At 66.5% G+C, this 609-nt stretch carries 1 pseudogene; it reads right to left on the bottom strand.

Annotation, left to right across the window (positions count from 1 at the left end):
* Window positions 1-312: pseudogene (locus DBR20_RS22790) on the bottom strand (bifunctional NADH-specific enoyl-ACP reductase/trans-2-enoyl-CoA reductase); the annotation flags it as partial.
* Window positions 313-609 lie beyond the last annotated feature (297 nt).

The raw sequence follows: 609 nt of genomic DNA, 5'->3' as shown, positions 1-609 counted from the left end.
ATACAGACCCGCTTCGTCGGCGTACTTGTGGAACGCCGCCGAGTTGTACCAACCCGCCGTGCCCGGTTTGGTTTCACTGCCGGGGCGCTCGAAGAAGATGCCCAGGGTTGCAGCGCCACTGCCGAAGGCTGCAGTGATGCGCGCGGCCAGGCCGTAGCCGGTCGAGGCGCCGATCACCAGTACGCGCTTGGGGCCGTTCTGGATCGGCGGACGCGCACGGATGTAGTCGATCTGCTGCTTGACAGCGGCGTCGCAGCCGGTCGGATGGGTGGTGACGCAGATGAAGCCGCGGACGCGCGGTTTGATGACCATGAAGACCTCGGGTTGGCAGATGCGGCGCACAGGGCGCTCAGCAGGAATACGGGCACGCGTGTGCGCGCGAACCGCAGGATCGTAGTGCGCAGGGGCCGATTGCACAACCGACGCTGCCGTAGGGTGGTGGTGTTTTGCAGGGTTGCACCCTGCACCTGCCGAGGCGGGAGCAACGGCAAAAGCCGAAGCAACAGCGGCATTCCGTGGGATGGCGGGGTGGGTCCGGTTGCGGGGGACGCCGTAAATACGTCCCTGTAGGCTTGGCCGCGGCATCCATGCCGCGGACACCCCCGCAAC

The sequence above is a fragment of the Stenotrophomonas sp. HMWF023 genome, assembly GCF_003060985.1.
GTDB classification, from domain to species: Bacteria; Pseudomonadota; Gammaproteobacteria; order Xanthomonadales; family Xanthomonadaceae; genus Stenotrophomonas; species Stenotrophomonas lactitubi.
This window is presented reverse-complemented; position numbering and strand designations above follow the sequence as displayed.